25 protein-coding genes are annotated in these 24,932 nt (G+C 58.8%); 3 read left to right on the forward strand and 22 right to left on the reverse strand.

The features are described from left to right. Positions 1-434: 434 nt before the first annotated feature. Positions 435-1,541 (forward strand): NAD(P)-dependent alcohol dehydrogenase, encoded by a 1,107-nt coding sequence (locus ATY80_RS12310; RefSeq protein WP_088692702.1) that lies wholly within the window; start codon positions 435-437, stop codon positions 1,539-1,541. Between the two features lie 499 nt (positions 1,542-2,040). Here ATY80_RS12310 and ATY80_RS12315 read toward each other — a convergent pair whose 3' ends face one another. From ATY80_RS12315 to ATY80_RS12415, 21 genes are all read right to left on the reverse strand, one after another. Further along, positions 2,041-2,241, reverse strand: coding sequence for a hypothetical protein (locus ATY80_RS12315; RefSeq protein ID WP_088692703.1), 201 nt, complete (start codon positions 2,239-2,241; stop codon positions 2,041-2,043). Positions 2,242-2,307: 66 nt separating this feature from the next. Continuing rightward, complete coding sequence (locus ATY80_RS12320; protein ID WP_088692704.1) at positions 2,308-3,795, reverse strand: NAD-dependent succinate-semialdehyde dehydrogenase; 1,488 nt, start codon at positions 3,793-3,795, stop codon at positions 2,308-2,310. Positions 3,796-3,818: 23 nt separating this feature from the next. Continuing rightward, positions 3,819-4,838: an ABC transporter permease gene (locus ATY80_RS12325; protein ID WP_088692705.1), complete on the reverse strand. Its 1,020-nt coding sequence runs from the start codon at positions 4,836-4,838 to the stop codon at positions 3,819-3,821. 12 nt (positions 4,839-4,850) lie between these two features. Next, positions 4,851-5,825, reverse strand: a complete 975-nt coding sequence (locus ATY80_RS12330; RefSeq protein ID WP_088692706.1) for an ABC transporter permease — start codon at positions 5,823-5,825, stop codon at positions 4,851-4,853. Further along, the gene (locus ATY80_RS12335; protein WP_088692707.1) at positions 5,822-7,375 is read right to left on the reverse strand and encodes a sugar ABC transporter ATP-binding protein; all 1,554 of its coding nucleotides are present in this window, start codon (positions 7,373-7,375) and stop codon (positions 5,822-5,824) included. Before ATY80_RS12335 ends, ATY80_RS12330 begins: the two co-directional genes overlap by 4 nt. Positions 7,376-7,465: 90 nt before the next feature. Further along, positions 7,466-8,632, reverse strand: a complete 1,167-nt coding sequence (locus ATY80_RS12340) for an ABC transporter substrate-binding protein (RefSeq protein ID WP_088692708.1) — start codon at positions 8,630-8,632, stop codon at positions 7,466-7,468. A gap of 25 nt (positions 8,633-8,657) precedes the next feature. Continuing rightward, entirely contained in the window at positions 8,658-9,554 is an 897-nt protein-coding gene (locus ATY80_RS12345) for an alpha/beta hydrolase (RefSeq protein ID WP_088692709.1), read from the reverse strand. Beyond that, positions 9,551-9,934, reverse strand: coding sequence for a hypothetical protein (locus ATY80_RS12350; protein WP_088692710.1), 384 nt, complete (start codon positions 9,932-9,934; stop codon positions 9,551-9,553). The genes ATY80_RS12345 and ATY80_RS12350 overlap by 4 nt, the downstream gene beginning before the upstream one ends. 79 nt (positions 9,935-10,013) lie before the next feature. After that, positions 10,014-10,442 carry a carboxymuconolactone decarboxylase family protein gene (locus ATY80_RS12355; RefSeq protein ID WP_189637137.1) on the reverse strand — a complete coding sequence of 143 codons (429 nt, stop codon included), beginning with the start codon at positions 10,440-10,442 and terminating at the stop codon, positions 10,014-10,016. 91 nt (positions 10,443-10,533) lie between these two features. Continuing rightward, a complete protein-coding gene (locus ATY80_RS12360; protein ID WP_088692711.1) occupies positions 10,534-11,421 on the reverse strand; it encodes an NAD(P)-dependent oxidoreductase in 888 nt (295 codons plus the stop codon). A gap of 88 nt (positions 11,422-11,509) precedes the next feature. Continuing rightward, positions 11,510-12,193 carry a GntR family transcriptional regulator gene (locus ATY80_RS12365; RefSeq protein ID WP_088692712.1) on the reverse strand — a complete coding sequence of 228 codons (684 nt, stop codon included), beginning with the start codon at positions 12,191-12,193 and terminating at the stop codon, positions 11,510-11,512. A 475-nt stretch (positions 12,194-12,668) separates the two neighbouring features. Next, positions 12,669-13,586: a LysR substrate-binding domain-containing protein gene (locus ATY80_RS12370; protein WP_088692728.1), complete on the reverse strand. Its 918-nt coding sequence runs from the start codon at positions 13,584-13,586 to the stop codon at positions 12,669-12,671. Between the two features lie 43 nt (positions 13,587-13,629). Further along, positions 13,630-15,246, reverse strand: coding sequence for a ribulokinase (locus tag ATY80_RS12375; RefSeq protein WP_088692713.1), 1,617 nt, complete (start codon positions 15,244-15,246; stop codon positions 13,630-13,632). Between the two features lie 7 nt (positions 15,247-15,253). Further along, a complete protein-coding gene (araD, locus tag ATY80_RS12380) occupies positions 15,254-15,958 on the reverse strand; it encodes an L-ribulose-5-phosphate 4-epimerase AraD (RefSeq protein WP_088692714.1) in 705 nt (234 codons plus the stop codon). 10 nt (positions 15,959-15,968) lie between these two features. Next, entirely contained in the window at positions 15,969-16,943 is a 975-nt protein-coding gene (rbsC, locus tag ATY80_RS12385) for a ribose ABC transporter permease (RefSeq protein WP_088692715.1), read from the reverse strand. Beyond that, positions 16,936-18,471: a sugar ABC transporter ATP-binding protein gene (locus ATY80_RS12390; RefSeq protein WP_088692716.1), complete on the reverse strand. Its 1,536-nt coding sequence runs from the start codon at positions 18,469-18,471 to the stop codon at positions 16,936-16,938. Before ATY80_RS12390 ends, rbsC begins: the two co-directional genes overlap by 8 nt. A gap of 59 nt (positions 18,472-18,530) precedes the next feature. Then, positions 18,531-19,601 (reverse strand): sugar ABC transporter substrate-binding protein, encoded by a 1,071-nt coding sequence (locus tag ATY80_RS12395; RefSeq protein ID WP_189637138.1) that lies wholly within the window; start codon positions 19,599-19,601, stop codon positions 18,531-18,533. A gap of 92 nt (positions 19,602-19,693) precedes the next feature. Then, on the reverse strand, positions 19,694-20,098 hold the full coding sequence (locus ATY80_RS12400) for a cupin domain-containing protein (protein ID WP_088692718.1): 405 nt from the start codon (positions 20,096-20,098) through the stop codon (positions 19,694-19,696). Continuing rightward, entirely contained in the window at positions 20,098-20,565 is a 468-nt protein-coding gene (locus ATY80_RS12405; RefSeq protein WP_004129736.1) for a cupin domain-containing protein, read from the reverse strand. The genes ATY80_RS12400 and ATY80_RS12405 overlap by 1 nt, the downstream gene beginning before the upstream one ends. A gap of 9 nt (positions 20,566-20,574) precedes the next feature. Further along, positions 20,575-22,077, reverse strand: a complete 1,503-nt coding sequence (locus ATY80_RS12410) for an aminoacyl-histidine dipeptidase (RefSeq protein ID WP_088692719.1) — start codon at positions 22,075-22,077, stop codon at positions 20,575-20,577. A 453-nt stretch (positions 22,078-22,530) separates the two neighbouring features. Further along, complete coding sequence (locus tag ATY80_RS12415; RefSeq protein ID WP_245306833.1) at positions 22,531-22,968, reverse strand: LysR substrate-binding domain-containing protein; 438 nt, start codon at positions 22,966-22,968, stop codon at positions 22,531-22,533. A gap of 140 nt (positions 22,969-23,108) precedes the next feature. Here ATY80_RS12415 and ATY80_RS29585 point away from each other — a divergent pair, with 140 nt between their 5' ends. Then, the gene (locus ATY80_RS29585) at positions 23,109-23,447 is read left to right on the forward strand and encodes a hypothetical protein (RefSeq protein ID WP_245306834.1); all 339 of its coding nucleotides are present in this window, start codon (positions 23,109-23,111) and stop codon (positions 23,445-23,447) included. Further along, positions 23,420-23,809: a dihydrofolate reductase family protein gene (locus ATY80_RS29590; protein WP_245306836.1), complete on the forward strand. Its 390-nt coding sequence runs from the start codon at positions 23,420-23,422 to the stop codon at positions 23,807-23,809. Before ATY80_RS29585 ends, ATY80_RS29590 begins: the two co-directional genes overlap by 28 nt. A gap of 101 nt (positions 23,810-23,910) precedes the next feature. On the opposite strand, the gene ATY80_RS12425 is transcribed toward ATY80_RS29590, so the two are convergent. Continuing rightward, a complete protein-coding gene (locus ATY80_RS12425; protein WP_088692720.1) occupies positions 23,911-24,684 on the reverse strand; it encodes a DeoR/GlpR family DNA-binding transcription regulator in 774 nt (257 codons plus the stop codon). Positions 24,685-24,932: the final 248 nt, after the last annotated feature.

A 24,932-nucleotide genomic window follows, 5' to 3' on the forward strand; every position in this document is an offset into this window, starting at 1 on the left:
CAATAAGACAACATCGCGGCCATTTCCCCTCGCACCGAGCGCATCAACAACCAACAGACGGGCTCGCGCCTCGGCACGATGAGGTTCATTGAAATGAGGTTTCGAGAGGTTACCGCCGCTATCTTGGCGAAAAGCGGGCCCGCTGAGGCATGAAGAACAAGGTCGGTACATTCAGCTGGATGACCGCCTATAAGGGTCAGTCAATCTGTCAAGACTATCCCATTTCCTTACAGGCGGCTATGCAAGCTAATATGGAGATCAGCCGCACACCCCGCCGCAGCCATTGATAAGACGGCGTTTTTGTTTCCTTGCCTATCCGCGTAGTGCCGGCATTGCCTCAGCGAGCATTTCGTTCGGAGAACATAATTGACTGATTGTCTGCTAACGCCTACAAGTGTCATCCGCGGGCGAGCGCGCATTGAAGGAGTCATTTTATGAAAGAAGCATACGCGGCAATTTCGCGCGAAAAGGCCAAGCCTCTTGTTCTGGAATGCATCGGTATTGATCAACCTCGCCCCGACGAAATCCTCGTCCGGATCGTGGCGAGCGGTGTCTGCCACACCGACATGGTTGTTCGCGACCAAGGATATGACGTACCGCAGCCCGTGGTTCTAGGCCATGAAGGCTCCGGCGTCGTGGAAGTGGTCGGGGCCGATGTAAAAGGGCTTTCGCCCGGCGACCACGTGGCTCTAAGCTACGCATATTGCGGGAAATGCGAGAAGTGCCGGGCAGGCACGCCTTATTATTGTGAGGACTTTTTCGGCAGAAATTTCCGTGGCACCCGGCCGGATGGCAGCTGCCCGCTCCATGATTCACACGGTACCCAGATCAGCGGGTGCTTCTTCGAGCAGTCTTCTTTCGCCACCTACGCCATCGCCAGCGAGCGCAATGCGGTCAAGGTTTCCAAAGATGTTCCCCTCGAACTCATGGGACCGCTGGGCTGCGGGCTGCAAACGGGCGCCGGTGCGGTTCTCAACTGCCTCAAGCCCAAACCAGGATCTTCCATTGCAGTGTTCGGCGCGGGTGCAGTCGGCATGGCAGCCGTCATGGCGGCGAAGATCGCCGGATGCTCGACCATCATCGTGATCGATCTCAACGACGAACGTCTCGAACTGGCGATTGAACTCGGTGCGACCCAGATCATAAACGCCCGCAATGGGGATAGCGTCAGGGCGATCAGGGAAATCATTCCCGAAGGCGCAGACTTCAGTCTCGAATGCACGAGCTCGCCGAAGGTGTTTCGCCAGGCGGTCGATTGCCTCGGCACGCCAGGAACCTGCGGACTGGTCGGATCGTCCGCGCTCGGAACGGAAGGGATCGTCGACATCGGCAACTTTCTGTTCGGCCGGACGCTCGTCGGTGTGGTCGAAGGCCAGAGCATTCCCTCCAAATTCATACCTGAACTCATCGAATACTGGCAGCAAGGACGGTTCCCATTCGACAAACTCGTCCAGTTCTACGATCTCGACCAGATCAACGAGGCAATGGCCGATTCCGAGAGCGGCAAGGTCATCAAGCCGATCCTGCGAATGAAGCACTAAGCTCTCGCGGCAAACATTGTCCAGACGTCAGCCTCCCAGGGCAACGTCCGGGCGGGGCCGTGGTCGTCACGGTCTCGCCCGGACACTCTGCAACGCAGGTGTGAGGCGCAACCCAGTTTCATCATTGCAACGCGACCAGGTCGCGGTAACGATAGTGGGCTCTTCCAGGTCAAACTATTAGTCTGCGACGGCGCAATTTCTCGGCGATCCGTGAGCGCCGCATCAGGGCCTTGCGGCAGTTGACGACCGCACGTCATTGCAGAATCTGCAAACGTGAAGTGAGGTTCAACTGATGCTGCCCTTGAGCCATAGGAGCACTCGGGCCGGCAGGCCGAGCGTCCCGACACGTGCGCCTTGCGTCGACGTGCCACCAGCAAAATGCCAGACAACCGGCGATGATCTTGCCAGCGAGTGGCCGGTGGCGCGCTTTCTCCGTCCCGTCGAAAAACATCAACGAAACTGTCGAGATGGGTCATCGGGCGTTGGGCCAACGGAAGCCTTAAGCAGACAGACCCACGACAAAGGCGAGTCTAGCCCCTGCCTCTCTCCGCACGTTCCGACGTTCCATGGCCGTTCTGCCCTCGACGTTCGCCTGGGCAGCGTGATCGGCCGGGTCCTGCTCGCGGTCGACCGCCTCGTTTTGAAGGCTGCCGGCGCGGTCTTGAGCAAGAGTTTCCCCGCCTTCAGCAAAATGTGTCATCGGGCCTCCGTGACCAGTTCAAACATTGCGGGTGGCGAGCCTTAAGACCCGCCACCAGCCGTTGGACTACGACTGTATGCCGCCCATGCAGACGTATTTCATGGAAAGGAAGTCATCCATGCCGTATTTTGAGCCCTCGCGGCCGAACCCCGACTGCTTGACGCCGCCGAACGGTGCAACCTCTGTCGAGATCAGGCCCGTGTTGACGCCGACCATCCCGTACTCCAGGGCCTCCGTCACCTTCCAGACGTTTCGAAGGTCGTTGGCGTAGAAGTAGGCAGCGAGACCGAACTCGGTGTCGTTGGCCAGTTCAATTACCTCGTCCGTCGTTTCGAACCTGAAGACCGGGGCGAGCGGCGCAAAGGTCTCCTCTCGTGCGACCTTCATTTCCTTTGTGGCTTCCGAGAGAAGCGTCGGCTGGACGAAGGTGCCACCACGCTCGTCCCTTGCGCCGCCGACAACGACCTTCGCACCCTTACCGACCGCGTCGTCGATGTGGCTATAGAGCTTCGCCACTGCATCCTCGTTGATCAGCGGACCGATGGTGGCTCCATCCTCGAACCCGTCAAGAACCTTGAGGGCGGAAACCCGCGCCGCCAGTTTTTCTATGAAGCGGTCGTAGACCCCGCTCTGGACATAGAGACGGTTGGCGCAAACGCAGGTCTGGCCGGCATTGCGGAACTTGGACAGCATCGCTCCTTCCACAGCCTCGTCGAGGTCGGCATCGTCGAAGACGATGAAGGGAGCGTTGCCGCCGAGTTCGAGGCTAAGCTTCATGATCTTTTGTGCGCCCTGCGCCATCAGGATGCGGCCGACCTCGGTAGACCCTGTGAAGGTCAGCTTCTTGACGACGGGGTTGGAGCAGACTTCTTCACCGAACATCCGGGCGTTGTCTGTCGGCAGGACGCTGAACAGGCCGCCGGGTATTCCGGCGCGCTCAGCCAGGATAGCAAGAGCAACGGCCGACAACGGGGTTTCGGCGGCCGGCTTGAAGATGATGGCGCAGCCGGATGCCAGCGCCGGGGCGATCTTGCGGCAGACCATGGCTGAAGGGAAGTTCCACGGGGCGATAGCCGCCACCACGCCGACGGGCTGTTTGATCACGATCAGGCGCTTGTCGGCCTGATGCCCCGGAATGGTGTCACCGTAAACGCGCTTCGCTTCTTCCCCGAACCATTCGATGTAAGAAGCCCCGTAGGCGACCTCGCCGCGTGCCTCGGCCAGAGGCTTGCCCATCTCAGACGTCAGGATGATCGCGAGGTCCTCGGTGTTGGTCGTGACGAGGTCGAAGAATTTCCGCATGACGCCGGCACGTTCCTTGCCCGATCGTGCGGCCCACTTCTTCTGGGCGAATTTGGCGACGTCGATGGCGTCGCGGACGTCCTGAAGTCCTGCGCTCGGGAGGCTCGCGATCACGTCCCCGGTAGAGGGATTGTGGACGTGGATCGTCTTGCCGCTCGCGCCCTCTTTTCGCCAGTTGCCTCCTACCAGCATTTCCTCGCGTACCAGGGAGGGGTCCTTCAGGCGATCAAGTAGAGCACTGGAGATAGCCATTGGTATTCCTTTCGATGCAACGTTCAAATCTGATTACGGATGTGCGGTGAGCGGGCGTAGATCGCGACCATGGGGACGATCAGCAGCCCTACGACGGCCTGTTGTGCCGGGAAACTCAGTCCCAGGCCAACGAGAAGCGAGGTAAGTACAGTAAGGACGAGGACGCCGAGGACCGTCGCCCCATAACCACCGGCACCGCCTAGAAGAGATGTTCCGCCGATAACGACCGCCGCAACGGTGGTGAACAGGTAGGGGTCACCGACACCGACGAAACCGCCGCCGGAAAAACCGAGGAGCAGCATTCCGGTGAGTGCCGACATCGCACCGCTGACACTGTGGATCACCGTCCAGACCTTGAATTCCGAAATTCCGAGGCGGGCGGCGGCTGTGCGGCTCCCGCCAACAGCATAGAGGCTACGGCCGAACCACGTGTTGTGCATGATCCAGCCCAGAGCGACGGCAATGACAGCCCATATGACGATAACCGGTGGAAACGGGAGACCGAAGAATTTGCCGTTGAACGCCGAGAGGTTGCGAAGCCATCCGGGGACGGGCACAAAGACGGTACCGCCGAACTGCGATCCGAGCGAGGTGTAGATCTGGACCGCCCCGACGGCCGCGAAACCAAGGCCGAGCGACATGATCAGCGCCTGACCCTGCAGCCGGAAGCTGAGGGCGCCGTTGCAAGCCCCGACCAAAGTGCCAAGGACGAGCACGACGATCATGGCGACGGGCGCCGGAAGACCCGCCACCATGAGGCTTGGAAGCAGGATATTCGCGCCACCGATGATGTATGGGATGGAAAGATCCAGCGCTCCAACGAGCGCGCAAAGCGTCTGCCCGACAGAAGCCAGCCCAAGGAAGGCGGCGAGCAGGAGGATCGATCGGGCGTTCTGCGGCGACACGAAGCCCGGCACGAGCAGGGCTCCAAGAATGAGCAGACACGCAAGGAGACAGAAGCCGATCGAAATACTCTTGTGCTTGCGCAGAGCGCTGGAACCCCCAGCCGCGCCGATTTCTGTGTTCAAGACAGTGGAGATCATTTCCTTACTCCCTCACGCGACAGTGCGGCGGCTGATGACGAAGACGTTCACGAGAAGCGATCCAACGAGGATCAGGCCAAAGGCCATTTGCGTGACGAAGCCGGAAACCGTACCGAAGTTGAAAGTGGACAGAAGATACGAGATGAGGAACATGTTGATCGCGCCGAGCGTCGAGCCGAGCGCGCCGCCGCGGCCCCCAGAGAGACTGGCGCCGCCAAGGACCAGCGCGGTGACCGCTTGCAGCGTGTAAGTGCTGCCTTGAGTCGGGTCCCCGGACGAGATCAGCGCGGTGTAGCTCAATGCGGCCAGCCCGGCAAAAACGCCCCCGACCATATGGGCGATGATGCGCACAACATCGACCTGCACACCGCTGGTATAGGCCATCCGCTCGTCGGCGCCTGTCATCCGCAGGTTGCGGTAAAACATCGTGCCCCTCAGGACGCCCCAGATTGCGAAAGCGCCGAGCAAGAGCAACAAGACAGGCGAAAACACGCTCGTTCCCGCGCCCCAGCTTAGCATCCAGTCTGGCGCGACACCGCCGGGACGCGACATGACCATAAGGTTGACGCCCGACAGAACGAGGAAACCGGAGAGCGTGACGATGATGGGCGCGACGCGCACATAGATGATCACGAGCGCTTGCACGAGCTGGAAGGCCGCTCCCAATCCCACCGCCCAGGCAATGATGGCCACAGGGTGCGTGATGCCGTTGCCGACCAGCCACGTAATGAGCGTGACGTTGACGAAGCCCATCAGCGGGCCGACGGAAAGGTCCACGGCTCCGCGGCCCGCCATGACGATCGGTGTTATCGCGAGCGCGGTCAGGATCAGCGGCGTTGCAACCAGAATTGCTCCGGCCAGACCATTGTTCGTGAACAGACCTTGGCCCCGGAAGGCGACGGCGCAAAGGAGGACAAGGAAAAGCCCGGCCGGAACGAACAGCGAGCGGTCCTGCGTGACTTGACGGAAAGCGGTTGCGGACATCATGCGGTCCTTTCCAGATGGAAATCAACGGAAGCGTCCCTGGATTTCCCGAACATAGCGGCGAGGATTGGTGCCTCGGCGATTTCCTCGTCGGTCAGGGACCGAAACAACGTTCCCCCGAAGAACACGTCGACGCGATCGGCAAACCCGATGAACTCCTCGATCTCACTCGACAGGTAGATGACACTACCGCCTTTTTCAGCAAACAGGCGGAGTTCGCGGTAGAGATCGCGCTTGGTGCCGAGATCGACGCCGCGGGCGGGGTCATTCAGGAGGATGACTTGGGGATCGTTTGCGAAAGCGCGCCCGATGAGCACCTTCTGTTGGTTGCCACCCGACAGTGAGGTGATCCTGTTGGACGGGCTGCCGATCTTGATGCGCAGTCGATCCACTTCGCGCTTGAACATTGGTTTCAGCGTGAGCTTGCGGATCACGCCCAGGGGGCCGAGCTTCTTCCTGTAGACACCGATGGCGAGGTTTTCGAAGATGCTTTGCTGCGGGAAGATACCCTCGCGCTTGCGGTCCCCGGAGACGTAGGAAACACCGAGGTTCGCAGCATCGTCGAGCGATCGCAGCGGGACCATCTTGTCCGTATCCACCGAGCGGACCTTCACCTCGCCACCGAACGGCTGGATGATGCCGGCCAAGGCGCGAATAAAAGCATCCTGCCCCTGCCCATCAAGCCCGGCTACGCCGACGATGCTCCCCTTGTGAAGGTCGAAATCGAACATGCGCGCCGACCGGTGCGCCGCGAGACCAGTCGCGGTTAATATGAGAGGGGCCGAGAGCGCCTTCTTTCGGGAGGCGTATTCTGTCGCATCGCTGGCGCGCCGATCTGCCGGCGTCATCATGGACAGCAGGTTTTCCTCGGTAATCTCGTCTTTTCCGAGCGTACCGACAGTTATCCCATCACGCAGGATCGTCGCACGGTCGGCGATACGCACGAGTTCAGCGATCCGGTGGGTGACGATGAGGATCGTCGCACCCTCGGCACGTAGGCGGTCGATTTCCGCATGGAGCCGGAGGGTCGAGTCGAGGTCGAGCGCGGCCGAAGATTCGTCGAGGATCAGCACCTGCGGCATGCGAAGGATAGCCCTTGCGATGACGATCCACTGTTTGATGCTGAGCGGGAGGCTGCCTGCCAGCTGATCGAGGTCTACGGATTTTCCGACGAGCCGCGCCAGGATTTCAGCCGCTTCGGTTCGCCGATCGCCGGTCGACTGCGAACGAAAGACACCGTCACGACCGACATAGAGGTTCTCGAACACGCTGGCCTCGTCGGCAACCAGGACTTCCTGGAAGATGGTGGTCAGGCCGACCCGCTTGGCGTCGACGGGCGAGGCAACCTTTTCACCCAAGACCGTGACCTCCCCTGCGTCCGGGTGCAAAACGCCCGACATGATCTTGGCCATCGTGCTCTTGCCGCTGCCGTTCTCGCCGACGATGGCGTGTACCTCCCCGGCGCGGGCCTCGAAGTCGCACTTCTTGAGTGCCCTCGTCTCCCCGAACGCCTTGGCGACATCTACCATTCTGACTGTTATCTCGCTGCCCATCGCAGACCTCCCACCCGCAACGTCCGCCAAGGCGGCTTTTACGATCTTCCAACGGTCAGCCCGGCAGTTAAGCCACCGGGCGGATCCGGCTTACTTGGCTACCGGTTTCCAGGGATCGGCAGGACGCTCGAAGTACTGGTCGGCAATCGCACTTGGGAACCATCCGTCCGCCTTCGGTTCGACGAAATCCGTCGAGTTCACATCGCAATCCTCGGGGATCGCCGCGCGAACGTCATCGATGGTGAACGGCAGGACAGGGCGCAGGAAGGATTGTACCTTCGGCCCCTGCCCTTCGAGCGTGCGAAGCATGATCTCCCACATCTGCTGCATCTCGCGGCGCGGCGGCCAGATATGGAAGCCGGCAGCGATCCATTCTGGATTCTGGCGCCAGTAACATGCCGCCGAAGCCTCGCCGCCCAGCGTAATGGGCACCATGTCACGGCCCGACTGGAGCACGGCGTTCAACACGCCGTTCTCCTGCGCGCCCTGTGTCAGAATACCGTCAATCTGGGTGGGGTTCGTCGCCAGAAATTTCTGCACCTCGACCTGTGCTACCTGGTCGGTCCACTTGCCAGCCACTTCGCCGACAATCTTGATGTCGGGATACTTTGCCAGCGCGTCTTTGGCGGCCTTGTCGAAGCTGTCGGATGAGGCGAAGCCAGGGATGCCCGACACGAGAAGCACGTTGCCTTTCTTGCCGATCTTGTCTGCGAGCCAGGTCGCCATCTCGCCGCCGCCCTGCGCGTGATTGGCAGCGCCGTTGATCGCGTAAGGCGACGTCACGTATCCCGAAAACGAGAAGACAGGAACGCCTGCCTTATAGGCGTACTCGATCGTCTGGTTGAGAGCGGTGACGTTCGAGCAGCAGATGATGATGGCATCAACACCATCATCAACCATCTGGCGCATCTGCTGAATCTGGACGGCGTCCTTGAGGTCGGACTGAGTGACCACGACTTCAGATACGAGCCCCGCTTCCTTGGAGCGCGGCAAGAGGTCATTCATGACGGCATCGAGGGCCGCTGCGCGCCACGTGTTGCCGGCATAGCTACTGGCGTAGCCGATCTTCCAGGGCGGTCCCTTCTTTGGTTTGAAGTCCCTATAGGCACTCGCTCCGAGCGGGACCTGCGGGTCGACAACCTCGTAGATTTTCCTCTCGTTGGCGGGGAGCTGGTCGACGCCGTCAGCCCACGTCGTGGTCGTCAGGGCGCCGACCGCGATCAGCGCCCCCATGGTTGCGGTTAAACGACGTCTCATTGGATGCTCCTCCCAAGAGATTGTTTCAGGCGACTTTCGCCCTGGTTGCGGATGCCTGCTGGATTTCCTCGAGGATCGGCAGCAGGTATTTTCTGAACTCGGTGTAGTCTTCAGTGACCGGGAAATGTCCGAGCTTCTCCATCGTCAAGAACTTGCTGCCCTTGACGAGATCGGCGGCGATCTTGGTGTCGGCCGGGGAGGTATTCGGATCGTATTCGCCCGTCAGGAAGTACAGCATGCACTTCGACGTATCGATCTTGCTCGCCTCTTCGGGCGAGACATTGTGGTCGTAATAGTAGTAATAGAGGTCACCTGCGAAGACGCCCGGACCGCCGCAGCTATATTCCCACTGGATTTCGCGGACATTGGCTTCTGGTGAGTAGGGCGAGATATTGAGCAACATGGCCGCACCGATGGAGGTGCGGTTCACGTTTGGGTTGTCGAATTCTTTCCGAATGCCTGCCATTCCGACATCGACGTATTCCGCAGCCGAACGCAGCGCGCCTTCGACAGAGATAGTGGCGCGGAAGTTGTCGGGGTAATTCGACGCCAGATCGATAGCAAGATGTCCGCCCATCGAGCTACCCATATAAACGGGGCGGTCCAGACCAAGGGCCTTGGAGAGTTCCAGTTGGAAATCCATCATGAACTTCTTGGTCATGTTGTACTCCTTCTCCCACCAGCGAACGCCGTGGGGAGGAAGAGACTTCCCGTGATAGGGCAAGTCGAACGCGATGACGCGGAAGTTCTTCGTCACGTCTTCGTCGCAGAGCGTGTGGCGGTACTGGCGGCCGTCGGAGCCCGCCGTGTGACCGACAAGCAACGGAATGCCCTGTCCGGCTTCCTCGTAATAGACGCGGTATTCAATGCCTTCGATCGTCAGGTAGACGTAACGGCCAGTGATCGGATCATGCTTGGTCATGCTGCTACTCCTTCCGGACGGGCCTCGCGCATCAAGTTCGTCATGCGATTGAGCGCAGGGAGATATGCGAAGGTTTCGTTATTGTTGCTGAGGTGCAGACCGTGTTTGATGTTTGACGACTGCAGGCACTGATAAAACGGCCGAGGCTTCTTCTGGAGAAGCGCGTCCCACTGTTCACCCGTGCCCCGGATGACGATCTTGCACTTCTCGTCGTCGTAGGCGGCTTCTTCGACCTTCACCATCTTGCCGTCTTCGAAGTGGAGTGCGACGCTGCGGGTCGGAAAATCGCATTTGATGATGCCGTTGAGATAACGGGTTTCGCGCTTGAACTCGAAGTCCTCCAGCGCCAATTTTTTGAACTTCTCGAGATCGATGGCCAAGTTCGGCTCCTCCCTAGTTAAAACGGCGCGGCCGATCCACGCCTTTCAAAATTTTCCGCCACGCCCGGCGGCGGCGGCTTCAGATGCCCATTTCGTTAAAGACGTCCTGGGCGTTTCTGAAGCTGTCAATGCCCGCCGGTACGCCAGCGTAGATCGCGACCTGCAGGAAAATCTCCTGGATTTCCTCCTTGGTGAGGCCGTTGTTGATCGCGCCGCGCACGTGGCCTTTGAGCTCATGCGGACGATTGAGGACAGAGATCATGCCAAGGTTCAAAATGGACCGCGCGCGCCTGTCGAGGCCTGGTCGGTTCCAGATCTCGTTCCAGCAATACTCAGTGACGAGCTGCTGCATAGGCCAAGTGAAGTCGGTCGCCTTACCGAGTGCTGCGTCGACATAGGCATCGCCCATGACTTCACGACGCGTCGCTAGCCCTTGAGCGAACTGTTCCGAAGGGACAGGCCGCTCCTTGCCGTGTGTTTTCACTTTCGCTTCTTTCGTTGCGGTCATTCGACAACGCTCCTAGCTTTCCGGTTTTCCGGCGAAATAAACTGATTTTCAGACAATCTGTCTATTTCGCTGTATTCGCGAGTTTCCGAGGCTAATTGTGATCTTCGACGTATCGGATGATGCGGGTGTGGTCTTCGGAAGGGCCTAGCGCCTTCTGCGCAGCATCCCAGGCGTCTGCCGTGCTGGCGAGAGCGTCGAGGCGAAGACCAAGCGTCTTGGCGAGATCGGCGGCGATACGGATATCCTTGGCCATTAGGCCAATGGCAAATCCCGACCCGAACGTCTCAGAGAGGATGAACTGCTTCATCTTCACTTCGGTAGCATTGTTCTTTCCAGACGACGAGTTGAGAATATCGACGATCGTCGCCGGCTCCAGGCCGAAGGCACGTCCCAGAAGGACACCCTCGATCGCCGCGAGCACACCTGCACCGGATACGAAGTTGTTAATCGCTTTCATCGCGTGACCCGAGCCAACCGGCCCCGTCCGGAACACCTGTTGTCCCACTGCCTTCAGCAGCGGCTCGGCTTCCTCGATATCAGCATCCTCCCCACCGGCCATGATTGTCAAGGTGCCAGAAACGGCGCGCTTTACGCCTCCGGAGACCGGGGCGTCAACCAGCCGAAGGCCCCGAGAAGCAAGTTCGAGACCGAGTTCCCTTGTGTCATTTGGAGCAGACGAACTCATGTCTATGACCACGGCATTCTGCTTCAGGCCGCCACAGGCGTTTTCGCCCAGCAGCGCCTCGCGCACGATTTTGCCATTAGGAAGCACGGTGATCACGAAACTGGCCCCGACCATGGCGTCAGAAATCGTTTCGGCGGCTCGCCCGCCCGCATCAGCGAGCTTTGTCCTGGCCTCTTTCGAGAGGTCGAAACCGACGACATCGAAGCCTGCCGAAATGAGATGTTGAGCCATAGGTTGGCCCATCGCGCCCAGCCCTATAAAGGCCACGCGCGTTGCGTTGAGTGTCGATGACATTTTTTCCTCCGGACGCGTGCGAGCAATGAAGCCCGCCTTCCTTCAGAGAGGATTAAAAAGATTATCAGACAATCTGTCAATCGAAATTTTAAGATTCTGGCGCTACGTTCTTCCGCAGGTATTCAAGTGCGACCTTGGCAGCCTGGTCAATATGGAATTTGCAGGCCGCCGCCGCCAACGGCCCGTTGCGATTCTGGATTGCGTTCGCAATATCCTTAATTTCGGCAATGCTGTGCGCAAGGCGTCCCGGTTGCGTCATGGTTGTCATTCGAAGGAGATTGATCCGATTGTGCAGAGCTGTCAGCATTTGCCTTACGAACACGTTTTTGCTGCCGTCCATCAAACAGTTGTAAAACGCGTTTTTCGCATCTATGAGCCGCGCACCGACGCCACTTTCGGCAGCGGCTTCGAATTCGACCACCGCGGCTTGAAGTGTCGCTATGTCGGCTGCAGTGCCATGCTCAGCGAACTGCTGGCCCGCGAATCCTTCAAGAAGAGCCCGAACAGTATAGAGTTGCTGCGCTTCCTCGTAGGTGATCGTACTGACGACCGGTCCCTTATGGGGATAGCTTGTGATGATGCCTTCAGCTTCGAGCTGTCGCATGGCCTCGCGAACCGAGGTCCTGCCGACGCCCAGCATTTCGCAAAGTTCGCGCTCTACCAGTCGCTGGCCGGGCTTAAATCGCCCACTGGCTATCGCGTGACGTAGAGTCTCCTCAACTTTCACGCGCAAAGTCGCACTCTGCCTGGATATCTGTAGGTCCGTCTGCATCGCCCGCCAACACCTGTAATCGGCTCTCGCCGCGCTAAATCATTCTCTACATATGGAGGCATTCGCTCTTAATATCAATCCAGATTGTCTGAGAGCTGCCAGTCTCAGTTGATCCCATCGCGACAGCTTTGCCTGCTCGTGTGTATAGTCAATTAGAAGAGACAAAAAACGGGTGCAGAGGATCGGCTCGTCGCGTTAGACAGCCGTAGACTTGCAGACCTATAAGGTCGCGGATGGCGTGGCCCGGAGAGGGATCCGACGCGCTCCTAAAGCTGCGGCTTTGAAATCAGCGCAGACACTTATGATGAAGGGCTGAAGACGGCGCATATCGCGCCCGGTGGCCGCTCGCCTCAGCGATCACAAAAACTTCGAGAAAATTGCGAGGCATGGCTAAGATCGAAAGTTGGGCATCACGCATATTGCTGTCCCGGCGTTTCAAAGGACGCCGGGATCTTGCTGCCCGTCATAGGTTCGATCAGCATCGCGCCCGCATTTCAGCCGAGGCAGCGTCTTCAAGCCATACATTTTCCAGCCATTGCTTGAACGCGTTGACTTTTCCCGACCTGAGCCGCGAGCGGACATATGTGAGCGTGTGGCAACGGAGGTTGGGGCCCGTCATCCCCAACGGAAGGACGAGGTTACCTCTTTCCACATCCCGTTGAAGAAGCCGGTAGCTCTCGAGGCACACGCCGCGTCCTTCGACAGCGGTTGCGATCGCCATAAACGCGTCGCGAAATCGAGAGCCGCGATTGACGTCAATCGCCAAGCCGTGGTCCTTCGCCCATTGCTGCCAGCTGTAAAGCGTCTGCTCCGACTTGATAAGGGTTTGGCCCACTAGGTCGGATGGCTTGCGTATGGGCCGCTCGCCATTAGCGACCTCGGGAGAGCAGGCTACGACGATTGTCTCAAGAGGAAACTCCTCCGCCGCGATAGAGCCCAGTCGAGGAACGCTACCGTAGCAGATATCGACATCGACCGAGCCATCGGACAATTTTGCAGGGTCCGATGTCGAAAGAAGCCTGATTTCGATCGAGGGATACAACTCCTCGAACCGAGGCAATCTTGGCATAAGCCATAGCGAAGCCAGGCTTGAAGCGCAGCCAACGCTCAGGACGTCGACGCTGTTGCGCCGGCAAACCTCATCGGTCGCCTGCTCAATCATCGAAAGCGCTTCTGAAAGATCACGGTGGTATCGCTCGCCAATCTCGGTGAGAGACACGGTTCTTCCAATGCGGTGAAAGAGCTTTTCCCCAAGGTCTTCTTCCATCAGTCTGATCTGGTGGCTGATCGCCGACGGCGTAAGCTGCAACTGGGCAGCCGCCTCCAGAAATGACGCCTTTCGGCCGGCTGCGACGAACGACTGTATTGCACGAATGGATGGAAGTGACGTCATAACGTCCTCGATCCAAAGCCATCTGATCCGAGAGCGCATCGGGTCATAGCAATGCCACCTTCCGCGCGGAACGGTGGCCAAACTCGGATCGAATACTCTCACCTGCAGCAATCCGCTTGATGTCTCCGAGAACTTGCGAGAAGTCTGCGAGGCTTGAGGTGCCAAAGCCCATATAGACCTGCTTGAACAGCTGGTAGAGGGTCTGATAACGTCCGCGCGTGCTCGGATCGGGCTCAAACTTTCTGTAGCCCACGCACATAGCTGCCTGAGCGCTCTCGATCGATCCATGATCTTTGGACGCAAGAGCGGCGAATATTCCCGAACCGAGACCCGTCGGGATACCGTCAGGGACCAATATCGGCTTCCCTATGACATTGGCATAGATCTGATTGAGGATGTCGTTCCTTTGCGGGATACCTCCCCCATTGATGACGCGGTTGACCGGAACGCCATGTTGCTCCATCCGCTCCAGGATAACCCGTGTGTGGAAAGCCGTTCCTTCAATCGCGGCGTACAGTTCGTCCTGTGCGGTATGGCCGAGATGCCAGCCAAGCGTCATTCCACCAAGATCGGAGCGGACGAGCACCGTCCGGTCCCCATTGTCCCAGGGGAGACGCATCAGACCGGTCTTTCCGCCTTCGATGCTTTCGAGGCCTTCAGCGAGTTTGGACACCGTTGTGGCCGCACGTCGTGCAATTGCATCGAACAGGTCGCCGGTCGCAGACAGACCCGCCTCAACTCCTACAAGGTCTGGATGGGCACTCCCTGGGACGACGCCGCAAACACCAGGGATGAGTCTCACACGTTCACTCACGGCAATGATACAGGTCGACGTACCGATGACATTGACGACGTCCCCCAGACGGCAGCCAGCGCCAATTGCATCCCAATGGGCATCAAACGCCCCCGTGGGAACCGGAATTCCGGGGGTTAGCCCAAGGCGTTCGCCCCAGTATGGGCTGAGCCCGCCTGCGATTGACGCGGAGGTCTGATATGTTCCGCCAATCTTCTCGCGCACGCCGTCGAAAAGCGGATCGACGCGGGACAAGAAAGCCTGCGAGGGCAAGCCACCCCATTTCGGGTTCCACATCCACTTGTGTCCCATGGCGCAGACGCTGCGCACCATGCGAGCCGTGTCGGTCACCCCGGTGAGGACCGCGGCCGCCATGTCGCAATGTTCAACGGCGGTCCCGAAGCGTTCGCGCTGGTCGGGGTTGTGGCGCATCCAGTGGAGAAGCTTGGCAAAGCCCCACTCGTGGGAATAGGTTCCACCACACCATTCGATCGCCTCGATGTGCATGTCGTGCGCCATGGCCGTTATTTCTTCGGCTTCCGCTTTGGCGCGGTGGTCACACCAGAGGTAGTAGTCCCCAAGAGGCTGCATATTTTTGTCAACAGGCAACACCGAGGACCCCGTCGTGTCGACCGCAATCGCACGGACTGCCTTGGAATCTACGCCACATTCAACGGTTACTCGATTCATGGCGAGCACAAGCGCTTCCATATGATCGAAGTGGGACTGGGTTGCCAGGTCGGGATCGGAACGCCGCCGCTCGAGAGGATATTCCGCGACGCAGGTTCCCAGAGAACCCTTCTCAGAATCAGCCAGCGTTACCCGCACGCTCAAGGTTCCGAAATCAACACCTGCTACAATCGACATGATAATCCTACTTGGAACTGTCTGGCTGGCCGTAGGTCGCCGACTGGCCGTGCTTGCGTTGATAGTGGCGGTCCAGCAACGCGCCGGAAATTTCTGGATCGTCCTGGTTCAACTGCCGGGAGTGGAAGGCAATCTTGGCGACAGCCTCGAGCATCTCCGCGTTATGAACGGCGTCGGCTGCGTCCTTGCCCCAGCAGAAGGGACCGTGATCGTTAACCAGGGCTGCGGGGACGGAGAGCGGGTCATTGTTTCCGAGTGCCTCAACGATGACCTTGCCCGTGTTGAGAACGTAACCGTCTTTGATTTCGTCGTCGCGCAGCTTGCGAGTGACGGGGATCGTACCGTTGAAATAGTCCGCATGGGTCGTTCCCATGGCAGGAATTCCCCGGCCGGATTGGGCCCACACCGTCGCGAACAACGAGTGCGTGTGGACCACGGCACCGATAGACTTGAAGCTCTTGTAGAGTTCCAGGTGCGTATCGAGATCAGACGATGGCCGCAGCGTGCTCTCTAGGATATTGCCGTCGAGGTCGGTCACAACGATGTCTGCGACCTGCATTGCCTTGTAGGAAAGGCCACTCGGCTTGATGGCGACAACTCCCTTCTCGCGGTCGATGGCGCTGACGTTACCGAACGTCGAGATGACAAGGCCGCTATCGTAGAGTGCGGCGTTTGCATCAAGGACGGACTTGCGGAGCTCGGAATATTTCATCGTCGTCTCCTCAGGCCTTTTGGCGGCGACTGAAACGATCGGCTGCCACGGCGATCAGGATGATCGTGCCGATGACGACCTGGTGCCAGAAGGTGTTCACGTTGAGCAGATTGAGCGCGTTGCGGACGGCCGCCATCAAAACGGCACCCACGGCGGTTCCAAAAAGAGTGGCGCGTCCGCCAGACAAACCCGTTCCGCCGATAACGACGGCGGCGATGACATCTAGCTCGTACCCCTGGCCGGCTTCAGGCATGGCGGCTTCAAGGCGCGAGGTGAGCAGAACGCCCGCGAAGGCCGACAAAACCCCGACCAGTACGTAAACGGCGATCTTGATCTTGTCCGTGGGGATGCCGACCAGCCGGGCAGCGTCCGGATTGCTGCCGATCGAGAGAACGAAACGGCCGAAACGCGTGTAATAGAGAAGGTAGAAGGCGATCGCGAAGACGATGGCAGTCAGAATTACCGGAACCGGAACACCGCCGGCATAGCTCTGGCCGATCATTCGGAAGGCGGGGTCGGAGGCGCCGACGATCGGAATACCCTGAGTGTAGACCATCACGATACCGCGGCTGATGACCATGATGGCCATTGTGGCGATAAAGTCGGTGACCCCGACCTTGGTGATCAGGATCCCGTTCACCAGTCCGATCACCGCACCGACCGCAATCCCCCCTGCGCATGCCAAGGGAACGGGATAGCCAAGCACAATCAGGTTTGCGGTCACAAGACCGCTTAGCGCGAGTGTCGAACCGACGGAGAGGTCGATGCCCCGCATCCCGATCACAAAGGTTGCTCCAAAAGCGATCACGGCAATGGGGACAGCCTGACGAAGAACGTCAGTCAAATTGCCGAAGGTGAAAAACCGCGGAGCGGCAAAGCCGAGCGCCACCAGAAGAACGACGAAGGCCAGATAAACGCCGGCATTGCCGCCGCTGCGAGCGAGCGTAAGGGGCGAGCGCGGGCGTGTAGCTGCAATATCAGCCATGGGTACCTCCCTGAATATGATGGCCTTGCGGCGGCCTTACCGAATGAAGAGCGAGAGTTTCTTCCTTGGAGGTAGCCGCATCGACGACCGCCGAGATCCGTCCTTCGAACATGACTGCGACCCGGTGACACAGTCCAAGCAGTTCCGCGTTGTCGGCGGACACCACAATGACAGCACAGCCGTCTTTCGCAGCGGCCTGGATAAGGGTGTAGACCTCGGCTTTGGCGCGCACGTCGACGCCACGCGTTGGCTCCTCAAGCATGAGCACTTTTGGTCGGGTGAGCAGCCAGCGAGCAAGCATGACTTTTTGCTGGTTACCGCCGCTCAGCGATGTGATGTCGGCAGCGGGGCCATCGCATTTCACGCCGAGCTTCGCGATGTAGCCGGAGGCAATCTCGCGCTCCTTTTTCGGCATCAACGTGATTTTGCCGAGCGTTCGAAGGTTGGCGATCGAGAGGTTCCAGCCGACATTCTGCTGTGGGAAAATCCCCTCGGTTTTACGTTCGGCGGGCAAGAAGGCGACGTGTTGACGGATAGCGTCCGTGGGGTCCGAAATTGCCGATTGCTTTCCGTCGATCAGAATCGAGCCGGCATCGTGAGGGATCTGCCCGAAAATCGCCCGCAGGAGCGCACTCTTGCCTGATCCTTCCAGGCCCGTGACGCCGAGGATTTCACCCTTGGCTACCGAGAAGGTGACGTCTTCGAAGACACCCCTTTTCGTCAAACCGCGAACGTCCAACGAGGGATCGGACCTTGCCGGGACGCGGGGAGGAAACTGTTTTGCGAGTGAGCCGCCGATCATCGCACTGACGACCTTGTCTACATCGAGATCCTGTACGGGCAGGTCTGCGACGGTGCTGCCATCGCGCACGACCATCACGCGGCTGACGATGCCGAGGAGTTCCTGGATCCGGTGAGACACATATATGAGAGCTTTACCGGCCTGTTGAAGCTTCTTGATGATGGCGAACAGCTGTTTGCGTTCGACCTCCTCCAGCGCTTCGGTCGGCTCGTCCATGATGATGATGTCGGCATTGCTGCTAATGGCTTTGGCGATCTCGATCATCTGCCGATGCGAGAGGCTAAGCTCTCGAACTGGCCTGTCGAGAGGTACCTCCACGCCTAACTCGCCCTTCAGGATACGCGAGGCGGCTGCCCGCATGGCTGAATGGTCAAGCGGTGATGCACTTGCGCGCCCGCGGCGCAGCTCCCTGCCCGCGAATATGTTTTCGGCGGCGTCAAAGTCCGGAAACAGGCTCAGCTCCTGGTAGATGATCGCGATGCCTGCCCTGGACCCGTCTTTGGGATTGTTCAGATCGACCACCTTACCTCTGACAGCAATGGTGCCTTCGTCGCGTGCATATGCACCAGAGAGGATTTTCATCAGCGTCGACTTGCCTGCGCCGTTCTCGCCGACCAGGCCGAGAACCTCGCCGGGATTGAGTACGAGGTCGATGCCATCAAGCGCCTTCGTGTTGCCGAAGCGTTTGGCGATGCCTTTCATCTCGAGCAGCGGAGCGTTTGTCATTCAGGTCGCCCTTTTTGAGTGGGCGGCCCCGCGCGAGGCGGGGCCGCGTACCGTCACATCTACTTCTGCTGGACGTAGACGTAGTCGTTCTGATCGAAGGTCTTGATGTTCTTCGCATCGTAGGTTTTGGGCGTCACGAAGATCTTCTTCGGCAGGGCGTTGCCCTTCATCACGAACTCATCCACCGCTCGAATGATGTTGCGACCTTCTTCCTTGGCCCCGGTGTCGACCGTTGCTGCGAAGTCGCCAGTGAGGATCGCGTCGTTGGCTTCCTTCATATTTTCGTAGCCGACGATCGCCACCTTGCCGTTCAGCCCCTTGGCCTTGAGAGCCTGCAGGCCGCCAAGGGCCATCTCGTCGTAGAGCGCGACGAGGACTTCGATGTCAGGGTTGGCGGTGAACATGTTTTCGGTCACCGACAGGCCCTGGGCACGAACCCAGCCCGCCGGCTGCTGAGCGACGATTTTGAAGTTGGGGTGCTTCGAGATGACCTCGTTGAAGCCCTTCATGCGCTGGCTCGTATGCGGACCGGGCAGGCCCTCCAGTATCCCGAGCTTGACCTCCTTGTCGCCATAGGTGTCAACCAGCCACTGCGCCTGCGCACGACCGCCGTCACTCTGGTCGTAGCCAATATCGCTGACATAATATGGATTATCGGCGACGGGTGAGTTGAAGAGGAAGATCGGAATGCCCGCCTCGGTGGCGCGCCGGATCGAGGGGAGCAATGCGCCTTCGTTGTATAAGGCAACGGCGATTGCATCGACACCGTCGTTGATCCAGGCTTCCATGGTCCTGATCTGGTCATCCGTGGCAGACTGGCTGCTCGGAGCCTGCACGAGCAGCTGGATAGCGCCGTCGCCACCGCGCTTGTCGATTTCTTCTTTCACGCCGGCCAGAACACGCTGATAGTAGGTGTCCATCGCCGTCGGCAGGAAGCCGACCTTGAGCGGGCGGTTATCCTTTTTACCGGGTTTGACTTCCTGGCCTGTGGGCTTGATGTCCTTGTCCATCAAGATGCCAGGAAACACCTTCGAATAATCCGACTGCTGTGCAAGCGCTGGGCTGAAGGAAAGCGAAGCGGTGAGCCCGAGAGCAGCACCGAATATTAACGTCCGTCTGAAAATTGTCACATGATCCTCCCTGGTGGTGACAAGACAAAGCTTTCCCATCCGCGGGACGGGCCCGCGGCGAAACTTGGCAAACTGAGATTCAAATCTTCGGCTTACAGTCCTGGTGCGATCGTGAAGACCACCCGGATCGGGTTGGAGCCGTAGTTTAAGCACTGGTAGCTGATGCCGCCCGGCAGGAAGAAAGACTCCCCGTCACGGATGTGAAAGGTTTCGTCGGTATCCGCCAAATAGAAGGTCGCGGGGCCTTGCAGGACGTAGAAGACTGCGTCCCCTTCATGGCTGTCGGGTTCGCTCGCGCGCGGTCCAACGCCACCCACAGGGATAGTCAGTTCTCCGACGTGCATGTAATCGTTGCTGACGCAGAACTGGATAAGAACGGGATGATCGCGACCGGAGACGATGTTCAGACGATCGCTTTTTGCGACCTTCACCAGGTCGCCCCTCTTGCGCGCCTGTGCGCCGTCTACCGGATAGGTTCCGAGTTTCTCAAGGCTCATCACGCTCTCCCTTCGTGCTTATAGAGGCGCGTCGGCCCGTCATAACCGGTCGGAGGGCCGTTCTCGTCCCAGATACGTGGTGCGATGCAAAACAGGATAACTGCAGCCTTGTCGCTGAAGTTATAGCCGCGATGCGGAGCGCCTTTGGGGATAAGCACCGCGTCACCGGGTCCGAGTTCCTCTGTCTGCCCGGTTTCGGGGTTTAGGAGATGCACAACACCTTCGAGGACATAGTACACCTCGTCACCCGCGTGAATGTCGGCCGGGTCGAAGTTGCTTCCCGGCGCGAGCTGATAGATGCCAGTCGTCTGCTGGTCCGTGCTGGCGAGCAGGTAGTTGAGGTCGCTCGAATACGGCTTCGTCCCCGTATAGATGAACATCTTGTAGCTATCGCGCGTCAGATGGACCGGCTTCTTTTCGCTGGGCGGATGTGGGAAATTGCCGAAGTAGCTTGGCAGTTTTGGCATTTTAGTACCTTAGGTCCGGAGTTCGCGGAGCAGCGACTTGAGAAGCCGCCAGGTCGAATCGACTGTCGTGTGGTTGAGGCGCTCGCGCGTGGTGTGGACGTCGAACGCTTCCGGTCCGATCGACAGCATGTCAATGTCAGGAACCTTCTTTCGGAAAAGGCCGAGCTCGAGACTGGAGTGAGAGACTTCCACATGTGGCTGCTCGCCGAACTCGCGCTCGTAAGCGGCTTTGGCGGCGTTGAGCATTCGCGAATGAGGATTGTATGGCCATTCCGGGCAATCCGCGAATGTCTCCACGCTCGCGCCGTTGCCGATGAGTTCTGACAGCTGCCGGATTTTGTCGACGATGTTGTAGCGACGGGAGCTGACGGCGCTTGGAACCGTATTGACGATTTCGATGGCCTCTTCATCGCTTGAAAGCAACGCCACGGTGTTGGAGCTCTCGACGAGGCCCTCAACCTGAAGGCTCTTGCTCTGGACGCCGTTGGGAAGCAGGTTCAGGGCATCGACCAGCGCCCGGGCGGACTGAGCCGCGAAGACTTCAGTAATCTGTCTCCCGGACTCGCTGACTGTGACCTTGAGGTTGGGATCGCATGCTTTGTACTCGAGGGCAATCGAAGCCGCTTCCGCTTCAATTCTCTGTCTGAGATCGGCGATCCGCGAAGCATCGATCGAAATGATCGCCTCCGCCTCACCCGGGATAACGTAACGGTTCACGCCACCCTTGACTTCGGCTACGCTGGCCCCAGCATCCCGGATGGCAATCCGGAGCAGCCGTCCGAGCTGGACGATCGCGTTAGCGCGTTCAAGATGGATGTCGAATTCGGAATGACCGCTGCTCAGGCCGGAGATCCGCAGCGAAAGGGCGGTCTGCCCCGAAACGCGCGGTTCCCACTGAACCGGAATCTTGAAGCGCACTGAAATATCGCCGGCGCAGCCTGCGAAAACCGACTTAGGATCGTGCCAGTTCATGTCGAGAAGGCGCTTACCGCTAAGCTTTGTGCCGTCGAAGTGTTGCGCGCCGCCCTTGCCGACTTCTTCTTGAACCGTCAAGACGACTTCGAGCGGCGGATGTGGGACATCGTCGGATGCCAGCAACGACATTGCGAAGGCCACACCAACGGTGTTGTCCGCCCCAAGGGTTGTCCCCGTACCATGGATGAAATCGCCGATAACCTGAAGTTTGATGCCTTCGTTTTTAAAGTCGTGGTCAACACCCTCATCGCTCTCGCAGACAATGTCGGTATGCCCGTGAAGAATGACGGTCGGAGAGTTTTCGTAGCCGGGTGTGCCCGGCTTCTTAATGAGGAGATTGTAGATCTCGTCCTGGTAAACCTCGAAGCCGCGTGCCCGGGCAAAATCGGCGATGTGATCGCTAACCTGCTTCTCGTTGTAAGAACCACGCGGGATCGCGCTTAGCTCTTCGAAAAAGCCAAAGAAGATCGCCGGCTCGAGACCAGCAAGAATAAAATTGTCGCGTTTATCTACAGTTTTTCCAGCGGGGAAACTCATTCGGCCCTCCTCCTAATACGGCATCTGAGCAATACTTCTTCCCTCGCCAAACATAGTCCGGCGACCTCGTAAACCGTATTGCATCTCATCTTACGCGCTAAGGCGATCCAGCTTCAGATGCCCTCCACGCATCGAACCATCTCCGCTTTCAGCTCCTAATTCAAACGCAATATTTCTTAAAATAGATGAGCTTTTTTCATCTGAATTCGGTATGATAACGTATCCATTGAAGCGCAAGCCGCGGCAAGAATGGAACTCCGCGAGTTTCCACTACCCTGTAGGCACCTGCTGTAAATTTAGAGGGGGTCTCGCACCGCCGGTACAACAACTCAAGAAGCGTCTGGCTTACCCAACTTGTTGCCGCCATAGCGATCGAGAGCTTCGAGGCGTTCTGAGACTTTCTGTCGGGAACTCGAACTTCCGCCCGCTGAGACTTCCCGTCGAGCCGTCACTTCAATCGTCCGAAAGCGGCGCCTTAAGGTGGTCACGAAACGTCCGGAGCGCGGACGGCACCTGTCGGTGCGAAGCGTAATATGCATGAAAACCCGGCCCAGTAGACGACCAGTCCGGCAGCACCACTTCGAGCAGACCAGCCGCGAGTTTGTCCTCGACGCGTGCGCGCAGGCAGTAAAAGAGACCGCCTCCCTCCTCCGCCATGCGGATGGATAGTTCTGAATCCCCGAGCGTGAGCAGTCCCGGAACGTCTAGGGCAACCATGCGGTCTCCGTCGCCAAGTTCCCATTTGCAGACGTGGTCTGTACCGGTTCGGATCCGGATGCACTCGTGCGTCAAGAGATCTTCCGGCCGCTCCGGCCGCCCTCGTTCGTTGAGATAGGTTGGAGAACCGACGACGATCCATTCAAGTTCGGCAGTCAGACGCGACGCGATCATCCCCTCGGGAACTGGCCGATGACATGATCCTGAACCGGCCGGCGCTTTCACGCTGGCACCCCGACTGGGTGGATAAATTCGCAGCCTAGTTGAAGGCAGGCCACTGACGGTGAAATGTTTGTAGAGGAGCGTGTAGTCCAATGCCTAGACCCCATGTAATCTGTCACATGATGTCGCCTCTGGACGGCCGATTGATCGTCAATGATTGGGCCGAGGCAACCGGCCATTCGGTCGATGAGCTCGTGAAGATCTATGACGACCTGCATGAGAAGATCGGCGCCGACGCCTGGCTTTCCGGAAGAGCGACGGGAGAAGAGTTCGCGGACGCCGTCGACCATCCCTACAAGCAACCGGCACGGCCGCGCGACCGATCCATATCGCCAACCCGGATGCCGACGAGCTCGCTGTTATCGTTGATAAGGACGGTCGGCTACGCTGGGACAAGAACGACATTGAGGGGGCTCACCTTTTCGTCCTGACAGGATCTGACGTGAATGATGCTTACCTAGCGGGCCTCACCCAGGCTGGCGTTTCCTATATCGTAGCCGAGAAAGAGGGCGTCGATCTGAAAAACGCGCTCGCCGTTCTCGGAACCGAGTTCGGTGTGAAGCGCTTGATGCTGGAAGGCGGGGCGCAAACCAATGGCAATTTCTTGAATGCGGGTCTTGTTGACGAGGTCAGCCTAGTCATCTTCCCTGCGATCGGAGGCAAGTCGAATACACCGGCCATATTCGAGGGCGGCGAGGATGGGCTTGCCGGCGGGGCGAGGCTCACGTTTATCAGCGCCGAAGCCGCTGGCCTCGGCTCCGTCCATCTGAGATATCGCGTTGAACGTCCATAGGGGAAGATTGTGGAAGGGCTCCCCCCATCGGAGGGCCCAGCTTGAGATTCGGGACAGGTGCCGCCTTGCGCGGCATCTATCCGAAGGATCGTTGGCCATATTCACTTGCTCTCCTGCGATGCCACTCGAAGTGGCACATTGGCTCCTTCCAAAGCCGCGCGGACGTCGACTGACGGTTCCTGGTCGGTGATGATAACTTCGAACTCGTCAATGGTGGCCAGGACATGTAGAGCGGTATGATTGAAGCGCTTATGGTTTAAGAGCAGGCAGCGACGCGCGGCGCTTGCGATCATCGCTCGCTTCGAGCGGACAACGTCATCATCCATATGGTAGACGCGCAATCCAGAAACCGCCGGCGTTGAGATGAAGGCGATGTCGGCGCTGAGACGCGACAGCGCCTGTTCGGCGACGACGCCGAAAAACCCATTGAACTTCACCGAATAGCGTCCACCGACCGCAATCAGGTTGATCCCTGATTCCGTCTTGAGCCGATCGATGACCGCCGCATTATTGGTGATCACCGTCAGCGGCCTCTTCTGTGGCAGCAATTCCCCGAGCACCGACGCCATAGATCCGTCGTTGACCATCACCGTCATGCCGGGCTCGACGAGTTCAAGAGCGGCCTCGGCCATCCGGCGCTTGGCCTCGCCCTCCTGCTGCTGGCGAAACCGGAAATCGCTTTCGAAATGGCCTCCTGCCTCGATCGTTGCCCCGCCACGGACCTTGCGAAGCATCCCTGCCTGCTCAAGATCATCCAGATCCCGGTGGATGGTCATCTTGGATACAGCGAACCGATCGGATAGGTCGTCCAGATCCACCACCCTCTGCGCGACCAACAGGTCCATAATGGCCTGCCTCCGATCATCTCTCTTCATATTCTAGTCCTCCGGCGCACTAATCCGATCCTTTAACATCAAGATCCGACGCTACAAATCACATGCACACATCATTTTTCGTTAGTTTGTGTTGCTCTATTCGACAACGCCCCTGACGCTGTGCAGCGCGACAACCAAGATGAGACGAAGCGTCAATCAAGATGAGACTCTGCAGCAGCGGTGGAACGCAGAGAGGGCGTAGCCCGAACGGAGTTCTACTGCTGCTGCAGCGCCGATTCATCTGGTGA

The sequence above is a fragment of the Rhizobium sp. R711 genome, assembly GCF_002211365.1.
Taxonomy (GTDB): Bacteria; Pseudomonadota; Alphaproteobacteria; order Rhizobiales; family Rhizobiaceae; genus Rhizobium.